Source organism: Phenylobacterium sp., assembly GCF_031181185.1.
Classification (GTDB): Bacteria; Pseudomonadota; Alphaproteobacteria; order Caulobacterales; family Caulobacteraceae; genus Phenylobacterium.
In genome coordinates, this window is sequence record NZ_JAPSKZ010000153.1 from 1 (window position 1) to 8,637 (window position 8,637).

Here is an 8,637-nt window from a genome sequence, read left to right on the forward strand (position 1 = left end):
CGGCCAGGTCCACGAAGTTGTCCGCCTGGCGCCGCAGCTCGTCCGAGACCATCGGCGGCTGGGACTTCACGGTCGAGACTACGGTCACCCGGCAACCCTTGCGCTGTACGGCCTCGACCAGGCAGCGGAAGTCGCCGTCGCCCGAGAACAGCACCATGTGGTCGGCGTGACCCGCCATCTCCATCATGTCGACGGCGATCTCGACGTCCATGTCGCCGCGCCAGCGCTTGCGCCCCTGGCTGTCGACGTACTCACGGGCCGACTTCGTAACCAGGCGATAGCCGTTGTAGTCCAGCCAATCGACCAGCGGCCGGATCGGCGAGTACTCCTCGTTCTCCACCAGGGCGGTGTAGTAGTAGGCCCGCACCAGCACGCTTCGCTTGCGGAACTCCTCGAGGAGCTTGCGGTAGTCGATGTCGAAGCCGAGGCTCTTGGCCGCCGAGTACAGGTTGGCCCCGTCGATGAACAGCGCCAGCCGGTCCGTGGGGTAGAAGGTCATAGCTACGAAAATCCCGAGATCTGCGGCGGTCGACGTCGATGCGGCGGTCGTCATCGCGCTGGGCAGCAACCTGGCGGGCGGCTTCGGCTCGTCCGAGGCGTTGCTGGAAGCGGTGCTGTCGCGGTTCCCGACGGTCGGCTTGAAGGTCCTTCGGCGGTCGTCCTGGTGGCGCTCGGCCGCCTGGCCCGACCCGACGGGCCCTGAGTACCGCAACGGCGTCGCGCTTGTCGAGGCGGACGCAGGTCCGGGCGAGGTGCTGCGGCGGCTGCTTCATCTGGAGGCGCAGTTCGGCCGCGAACGCTCTGCCCGCAACGCCGCGCGCACCGTGGACCTCGATCTCATCGCCCACGGCCGGCAGGTTCTGCACGACGGCGACCTCACGCTCCCGCACCCCCGCGCCCACGAGCGCCGGTTCGTCATGGGTCCCTTGGCGGAAGTCGCGCCGGCCTGGAGGCATCCGAGCCTGGGCATGACGGCCGCCGAGCTTGCGCAATGGGCGTCCGTCGGCCTCGATGCGGAGCCCGTCTGACAATTTTGTCGGCTGCCGTCGGGCAAGCTCGTCCTCAGGGCGCATCAATGGGAGATACCGACTATGCGCTTCATGCTGATCCGACGGGCCGACGAGGCCACCGAAGCCGGCGTCATGCCCAGCCGCGAGCTGGCTCAGGCGATGATGGACTATCACGAGGAGATGGGGCGCCATCTGAAGATCCTGGGCGGCGACGGCCTGCACCCGTCGCGGCGCGGCAAACGTGTGACCTTCCCGAACGGCAAGCCCGTGGTGACCGACGGGCCCTTCACCGAGACGAAGGAGCTCATCGCCGGCTACACGTTAGTCGAGGCGAAGGACTGGGACGAGGTGATGGAATGGGCCGTGCGCTGGCCGTGCATCGCCGAGGAGGCCGGCTGCACCCTCGAGGTGCGCCAGGTCTATGAGTTGGAGGACTTCGGCGATGTCTTCACCGGCGATCTGCGCGAACAGGCCGAGCGGGTCATAACGCGCGAATGATGGAGCTGGCCGAGCGGAACCTGGCCCTAAAGGGCGGCGTCACCTCCGGCCTCGTCTACGCCGGCGCGCTTCCAGTCCTGGCGGCCCGCTACCGCTTCCGCGCGGTGGCGGGATCGTCGGCCGGTGCGATCGCGGCCGCCTTCGCCGCAGCGGCGGAGTACGCCCGCAGCCGCGGCGATCCTGGAGGCTTCGCCCGACTCCAGCGCCGATCGGCGGAGCTCCCACATTGCCTCGCGAGTCTGTTCCAGGCCTCGCCAGGTTTCGAGCCGCTGCTGAAGGCGCTCGTCCATCTAGCGCCAGGCACCGGCAAGGCGCGGATCGGCCGGGCGATCCTCGGCTTCTGGCCCGATCTGGTTACTGGCGCACTGGCGGGCGGCGCGCTCTGGGTGGCGCTATCCGGCGCCGCCGACGCCTGGCGGCATGTGTTGGGCGGGAGCTTGCTGGCGCTGCTCGGCGCCGTCGCAGCCGTCGCCCTGCGGGTCGGCTGGCTGCTGTTCCGGGTCGCGCCCCGCCGCAACTTCGGCATCTGCCCCGGGCTGTCGCAGGGCGGGGGTGAGGCCCTGACCGACTGGCTGCATGCCGCCCTTCAAGAGATCGCCTTCGGGCCCGAGCCGCGCGAGCGGCCGCTGACACTCCGCGACCTCACGGCGATGGGCGTCGACCTGCGCATCGTGGCCACCAACCTCGCCACCGCCCGTCCGGAGGTGACGCCACGCTTGGGCGCCGGACTCGCCTTCCGGCCTGCCGAATGGGCGCGGCTGTTCCCGCCCGCCGTGATGCGCTGTCTCGCGCCCGAGAGCGCTGCAGAGCTGGTCCCGATCCCCGCTGCGGAGCTTCCGGTGCTGGTGGCCGTGCGAGCTAGTCTCGCCTGTCCGGCGCTCATGGAAGCGGTCCCGGCGGTCGCTCCCGATGGCGGCCGGGTCTGGTTCTCGGATGGGGGGCTGACGACCAACTTCCCGTTCCAGCTCTTCGAGCGCGATCCGCACCCGACCGTGGCGCTCGACCTCGACACCCTGCACCCGGACGACGCCGGCCTGCCGCGCGCCAGAACCCTCGACCCCGCCGAGGACGGCCGCACGCCTGACCTGACCCGGCTGCGCCCGTTCGTCTGGTCATTGCTCGTGGCGCTCCGCGAGGGACGCCTGCGCGCCGCCGCCCGTGAGCCGGGGGCCATGCCCATCCATCAGGGCCGGTTGACCGCGGACGAAGGCGGCATGAACCTCGCCATGTCTGAGGGGGAGGCGCCCCGGTTGATGGCATACGGAGAGGCGCTCGGCGCACATATCTTGGCGGCGGACCCGGCGCCGGTCCGATGATCGCCAACGTCGTCACCTCGCTCCGCATCGTCTTGCTCGCGCCGCTCTACGTCCTGCTGACGGGAGGGGAGGGCGACGCCAGCCGCTGGTGGGCCCTCGCGGTCTTCCTCGCCGCGGGCTTCACCGACGTGGTGGACGGCTTCTTGGCCCGGCGGTTCAACCAGGTGTCGGTCTTCGGCGCCATGCTCGACCTCATCGCAGACCGGCTGCTCACCGCCGTAACCCTCGTGGCTCTCATGGCCGGCGGCGTCCTGGCGGACTGGACTGTCCTGCCGGCCCTCGTCCTGATCGTGCGCGACCTCGTTGTCGCCAGCCTCAACGAGGCCCTGCCGGGGCGTCTTTCTATCCGTGTCTCGATGCTGGAGCGGGTGAAGATCGCCTGTCACTTCCTTGCCATCGGGCTGCTGTTGGCGCCGGCCTTCTTCTCCCTCCGCGGCCTAGGCCAGCACGACCTCGGCCGGCTGCTCCTCGCCTTGGCGGCGACGCTCGCCGTCGTCACCCTTGCCGACTACGTCGGCCGGGCGATCCTCGCCTTCCGCGACACGGCGTGAGCTTCCTCTCCGCCCCGCTCTGGATCCAGCTCGCCCTCGCCGCGGAGGCGGCGGCGCTGGCGTGGCTCAGCTGGCGGTTCGGCTGGCGAGGCGTCGCCTGGGGCTTCGCGGCGAGCTTGGCCTTCTGGTTCCTGCTGGGCCTCGGCGCCTCGTACCTGGTCAGTCGACTGGAGGGCGGCCGCGCGGCGGAGCTTTCGGGCATCCTCTCGGGCGCGTTGCTGGGGGCGTCGCGGGTGGCCTTGGTGGCGCTGCCCCTGGTCGCGGCCGGGACCCTGTTGGGCGTGCTCGCGCGGGCGTTCTTCAAGCCGAAACGGGGGCTTGGCTAAGGGGCTGCGGCGGCGAAGACCCTCATGCGGCGTTGCACAATGGCGCTCGAACCTCTATTTTCGCCGGTTCTATCCCCGCTTTGAGGACTCCATGGCCCGCGTCACCGTCGAAGACTGCATCGAAAAGGTCCCGAACCGCTTCTCGCTGGTCCTGCTCTCGGCTCACCGGGCGCGCGCCATCTCCGCCGGTTCGCAGATCATGGTCGATCGCGACAACGACAAGAACCCCGTCGTGGCCCTGCGCGAGATCGCCGAGGACGTCGTCGACGCCGAGGAGCTGAAGGAAACCCTCATCGGCACGCTGCAGCGCGTCGACGAGCGCTCGGAAGCCGAGGAAGAGGCGGAAACCCTCGCCCTCCTGGCCGACCCGACCCACATGCAGATGAGCGAGCTTGAGCTGGTTCGCGCCCTGCAGAGCGACCGTGACGGCGGTCAGGAGGAGCGGTACTGAGCCCGGAAGGCGCAGAACCACTCACGAAAGAGGCGGCGCACGAACCCGCCGCCCTCCCGGAAGCTCGCCCCGGCGAGCCTTCTGGCGCCGAGCTACCCAAGGCCAATGATGCTCCTGCGCCGCCGACGGCCACGCCTCGGCGGCCGCGGATGCTGCGTCAATTCGAACTGATCGAGAAGGTCCGCTCCTACGACCCCAGCGCCGATGAGGCGCTGCTGAACCGCGCCTATGTCTACGCGATGCGTCAGCACGGCTCGCAGAAGCGGGCCTCCGGCGATCCCTACTTCGCCCACCCGATTGAGGTGGCGGGCATCCTCACCGACTACCGGCTGGACACCGAGACCATCGTGACGGCCCTGCTGCACGACGTCATCGAGGACACCGACGCGACGACCCAGGACATCGAGCAGCTGTTCGGCGCCGAAGTCGCCGAGTTGGTCGAGGGCGTCACCAAGCTCTCGAAGCTGGAGCTCTCCTCCGAACACCTTCGCCAGGCCGAGAACCTGCGGAAGTTCATCCTGGCGATCTCGAAGGACGTGCGCGTCCTTTTGGTGAAGCTGGCCGACCGCCTTCACAACATGCGCACGCTGCACTTCATCAAGACGCCGGCGAAGCGCGAACGGATCGCCCGCGAGACCCTGGACATATACGCCCCGCTGGCCCGCTCCATCGGGGTGCACCGCATCTGCGCCGAACTGGAAGAGCTGGCGTTCGCCCATCTGAACCCGGTGGCCCGCGACGCGATCATCCGCCGGCTCGAGGTGCTGCGGCAGCAGCAGGGCGGCGCGGTCTCGATGGTCTCTCAGGAGATCTCGGCGAAGCTGGAGACGGCCGGCATTCCCAGTCGCGTCTTCGGCCGCGAGAAGCATCCGTTCTCGATCTGGCGGAAGCTGCAGCGGAAATCGATCGGCTTCTCCCAGCTGTCGGACATCTACGCCTTCCGGGTGATCGTCGACACCGAGGACGACTGCTATCGGGCGCTGGGGGTGATCCACCGCGCATGGCCCAGCGTGCCCGAGCGGTTCAAGGACTTCATCTCCACGCCCAAGCGGAACAATTACCGCTCGCTGCACACCACGGTCGTCGGGCCGAAGGGCATGCGGATCGAGATGCAGATCCGCACCGAGAACATGGACTTGGTGGCCGAGGAGGGCGTCGCCGCCCATTGGCGCTACAAGAACGAGAGCTACGGCTTCGACGCCGAACACCAGAAGGCCGCCGGCGGGCGCGACCCGCTCGTCAACCTGCGCCACCTGGTCCAGGTGCTGGAGCACGGCGGCGACGCCGAAGAGCTGGTCGAACACGCCAAGCTCGAGATGTACCTCGACCAGGTGTTCGTCTTCACGCCGAAGGGGCGGCTGGTCAGCCTGCCGCGTGGGGCGATGCCTCTGGACTTCGCCTACGCCCTACACACCGACATAGGCGACACCACGATCGGGGTGAAAATCAACGGCGAACTCAAGCCGTTGCGGACGACTCTTCAGAACGGGGACGTGGTCGAGGTGATCCGCGGCGGCAAGCCCGTGGTGCCGCCGGACTGGCGCTCGCTGACGGTAACCGGCCGGGCGCGCTCGGCCATCCGCCGCCACATCCGCCAGACGGAGCGCGAGGAGTTCGTCCGCCTGGGCCGCGCCACGATCGACCAGGCCTTCGAGTCGGCCGGCAAGAGCCGTAAGGACGTCTCGCTGCGTCCGGCCATGGACCGCTTTGCGGCGGCCAGCGAAGAGGACCTCTACGAAGCCGTGGGCCGCGGCCGCGCGCCGCCCGGACAGGTGCTGGAGGCCGTCTTCCCCGGCATGAAGGCCGCCGAACGTGAGGCGGCCACCGCGCGCCGCCACATCGAGGACGGCAAGGCCGCGCGCCTGTACGTCCGGGGCGGCGGGCTGACGCCGGGCGTTTCGATCCACTTCGGCGAGTGCTGCTCCCCAGTGCCGGGCGACCGCATCGTCGGCATCCTGGAGAGCGACGGCCGCGGACTGACGGTCCACACCATCGACTGCGAACGGCTGGAGGCCTTCGAAGAGCGCGAGGAGCTTTGGCGCGACCTGCAATGGACGCCTGAGGCCGAGCGCAACGCCACCGCGCGCGCGCGCATCACCGCCACCATCCGCAATGCGCCAGGCGTGCTGGGCCAAGTTTGCAGCATCATCGGCGAAGCGGGCGGCAACATCATGAACCTGCGCATGCGCCACCGGCAGCAGGACTTCTTCGATGTGGACGTGGACGTCGACGTCAACGACGCCAAGCACCTGACCCACATCGCCGCCGCACTGAGGGCCAGCCCCAGCGTCGAAACGGTCGAGCGAACGAAGAGCTAATCGGCCGTCCGAGCCGGCGGAGCCGCCTTCAGCACGTGTTCGACGCCGCGGACCACCGCGTCGCCATGCGTGAGCCCCAGGATGCTGGTGTGCGTGGCCTGAGGCACGGCCTCGAAATAGCCGTGCTTGGACTGATTGGCTGGCCGGGCGCGGGGGCTGTCCTCGCCGCGGTTGCCGGCGACGATCACCGCAACGGGCAGGGTGTCCGGCAACGGGCCCGCGGCTATGGCCTGGCGGGCGGCGGGCTCCCACTGCAGGCCTTCGGCCGCCGCGCCTCGGGCATGGCGGCCCGACACCCAGATCCGCCGCTTCTCGGCGATACGGTCCTTAGGCAGGCCGATGCGCTCGGCCCAATAGTAGAAGGGCTTTGTCAGGCCCAAGGTCCCGGCCACCGCACCGGTGCGGACCACCGTCTTGAAGACGCCGATGAACTTCCGCATGCGCGGGTCATCGATGGCCTCGGGGGTCGTGGCGTCGACGAGCACGATGCCGATGGTCTTGTCCGGGTGCGCGGTCGCGAACCGGCGGATGTGGAGCCCGGCCATGGAATGGCCCACCAGCACGTAGGGACCGTCGTCGCCTCTGGCGGCCATCAGCGCCTCAAGGTCCGCCAGGGCCGCATCGCCGTCGCGGGGCGATGGGCCAGGATCGGAATAGCCCAGGCCCGCGCGGTCGTAGGCGCAGCTGCGCAGCCCTTTCGCGCTAAGCTTTTGCTGGACGGCGGCGAAGTCGGTAGCCGCGCCGAAGGCCCCGTGCTCGAGCCAGACGCTCGGGCGGCCTTCCGCCGGCCCCTCGCACACGACGCGCAGCTTGCGTCCGCCGATATCCGCGAATTCGCCGCGGGGCGGGGCGGGGGCTGCGGTCGCAACGATCACCAGACCCGCCGTGATCCACGCGCCCACGACGAGGACGACGCCCAACAAGAACTTCGACATCTGGCCAAGGTAAGGGCGCGTCGGGCCAGCCTGCAACGGCTGGCATCTTCCGCGCTCCACGAAACGCGACTATCTCCGGACATCATGAACACCGAAGACGTCCTCAACGAGTTCCGGGCCGCGGGCGCGCTGCGCGAAGGCCATTTCGTCCTCTCGTCGGGCCTCCACTCCAGCGTCTTCCTGCAGAAGAACCTGGTCTTCCAGTATCCCGAGCGCACCGAGCGGCTGTGCAAGGCGCTGGCGACCAAGATCAAGGCGGCGGTGGGGGAGGTCGACCTCTGCGTCTCTCCTGCCGTGGGCGGCATCATCCCGGGCTACGAGACCGCCCGGCACCTCGGCTGCCCCTCGGTGTACGTCGAGCGCGAGGGCGGCGAGTTCAAGCTGCGCCGGGCCTTCTCGATCCCCGAGGGCGCGCGGATCGCCATGGTCGAAGACATCGTCACGACGGGCCTGTCGTCGCGCGAATGCGTCGAAGCCATCCGCAAGGCGGGCGGCGACGTGGTCGTGGCGGCCTGCATCGTCGATCGTTCGGGCGGCCGGGCCGACCCCGGTGCGCCATTGGTCGCGCTGGCTCAGCTGGACGTACCCGCCTATCCGGCCGACCAGCTGCCGCCCGATCTCGCCGCCGTCCCGATCGAGGACCCGGGCAGCCGGAGGCTGAAGGGATGAGCAAGCTCAGGCTGGGCGTGAACATCGACCACGTGGCGACCGTGCGGAACGCCCGTGGCGAAGGCTATCCCGACCCAGTCCGGGCCGCCGAAGTGGCGCTGGCCGCCGGGGCCGACGGCATCACCGCCCACCTGCGCGAGGACCGCCGCCACATCTCCGACGCCGACATCGATGCCCTGGCCGTCACCTGCCGCAGGCGGGGGCGGCCTCTCAATTTCGAGTGCGCGGTCACGCCCGAGATGGAGGCCATCGCGCTAGCCCACCGGCCGCACGCCGCCTGCCTCGTGCCCGAACGCCGCGAGGAGGTGACCACCGAAGGCGGCCTCGACGTGGTCCGCGGCCACAACACCATCGCCCCTGTGGTCCAGCGCATGGCCGACGCGGGGATCCGCGTCTCGTGTTTCATCGACGCCGATCCGGCCCAGGTGGCGGCAGCCAAGTCCGTTGGCGCCCAGGTGGTCGAGCTGCACACCGGCGCCTACTGCGAGGCGGTGCGCCACGGCCGCCGCGAGGAGGCGGCCCGCCTGCTGGAAGGGCTGAGGGCCGCCGCCGGCGCCGCCGCG

The 8,637-nt window shown here is 69.8% G+C and carries 11 protein-coding genes; 9 read left to right on the forward strand and 2 right to left on the reverse strand.

The features are described from left to right. A partial coding sequence (locus tag RIF93_RS15885; protein ID WP_309092424.1) for an NYN domain-containing protein occupies nt 1-499 on the reverse strand: 499 nt, incomplete at its 3' end. Nucleotides 500-557: 58 nt separating this feature from the next. On the opposite strand from RIF93_RS15885, the gene folK reads away from it, so the two are divergent. From folK to RIF93_RS15920, 7 genes are all read left to right on the forward strand, one after another. Then, nucleotides 558-1,028: a 2-amino-4-hydroxy-6-hydroxymethyldihydropteridine diphosphokinase gene (gene folK, locus RIF93_RS15890; RefSeq protein ID WP_309092433.1), complete on the forward strand. Its 471-nt coding sequence runs from the start codon at nt 558-560 to the stop codon at nt 1,026-1,028. 63 nt (nt 1,029-1,091) lie between these two features. Further along, nucleotides 1,092-1,508, forward strand: a complete 417-nt coding sequence (locus tag RIF93_RS15895; RefSeq protein ID WP_309092425.1) for a YciI family protein — start codon at nt 1,092-1,094, stop codon at nt 1,506-1,508. Then, on the forward strand, nt 1,505-2,824 hold the full coding sequence (locus tag RIF93_RS15900) for a patatin-like phospholipase family protein (protein ID WP_309092426.1): 1,320 nt from the start codon (nt 1,505-1,507) through the stop codon (nt 2,822-2,824). The genes RIF93_RS15895 and RIF93_RS15900 overlap by 4 nt, the downstream gene beginning before the upstream one ends. Further along, entirely contained in the window at nt 2,821-3,375 is a 555-nt protein-coding gene (locus RIF93_RS15905) for a CDP-alcohol phosphatidyltransferase family protein (RefSeq protein ID WP_309092427.1), read from the forward strand. Before RIF93_RS15900 ends, RIF93_RS15905 begins: the two co-directional genes overlap by 4 nt. Next, nucleotides 3,372-3,701, forward strand: a complete 330-nt coding sequence (locus RIF93_RS15910) for a hypothetical protein (RefSeq protein ID WP_309092428.1) — start codon at nt 3,372-3,374, stop codon at nt 3,699-3,701. Before RIF93_RS15905 ends, RIF93_RS15910 begins: the two co-directional genes overlap by 4 nt. A 91-nt stretch (nt 3,702-3,792) precedes the next feature. Further along, a complete protein-coding gene (gene rpoZ / locus RIF93_RS15915; RefSeq protein WP_041373420.1) occupies nt 3,793-4,152 on the forward strand; it encodes a DNA-directed RNA polymerase subunit omega in 360 nt (119 codons plus the stop codon). A 149-nt stretch (nt 4,153-4,301) separates the two neighbouring features. Continuing rightward, entirely contained in the window at nt 4,302-6,470 is a 2,169-nt protein-coding gene (locus RIF93_RS15920) for a bifunctional (p)ppGpp synthetase/guanosine-3',5'-bis(diphosphate) 3'-pyrophosphohydrolase (protein WP_309092429.1), read from the forward strand. Here RIF93_RS15920 and RIF93_RS15925 read toward each other — a convergent pair. Further along, the gene (locus RIF93_RS15925; RefSeq protein WP_309092430.1) at nt 6,467-7,405 is read right to left on the reverse strand and encodes an alpha/beta hydrolase; all 939 of its coding nucleotides are present in this window, start codon (nt 7,403-7,405) and stop codon (nt 6,467-6,469) included. The two genes, RIF93_RS15920 and RIF93_RS15925, sit on opposite strands and share 4 nt — an antisense overlap. Nucleotides 7,406-7,489: 84 nt before the next feature. Between RIF93_RS15925 and pyrE the strand changes: the two genes are divergently transcribed. Continuing rightward, nucleotides 7,490-8,074 carry an orotate phosphoribosyltransferase gene (pyrE, locus tag RIF93_RS15930; protein WP_309092431.1) on the forward strand — a complete coding sequence of 195 codons (585 nt, stop codon included), beginning with the start codon at nt 7,490-7,492 and terminating at the stop codon, nt 8,072-8,074. Then, nucleotides 8,071-8,637: pyridoxine 5'-phosphate synthase (locus tag RIF93_RS15935; RefSeq protein ID WP_309092432.1), on the forward strand; the 567-nt coding region annotated here is incomplete at its 3' end. The genes pyrE and RIF93_RS15935, both read left to right, overlap by 4 nt.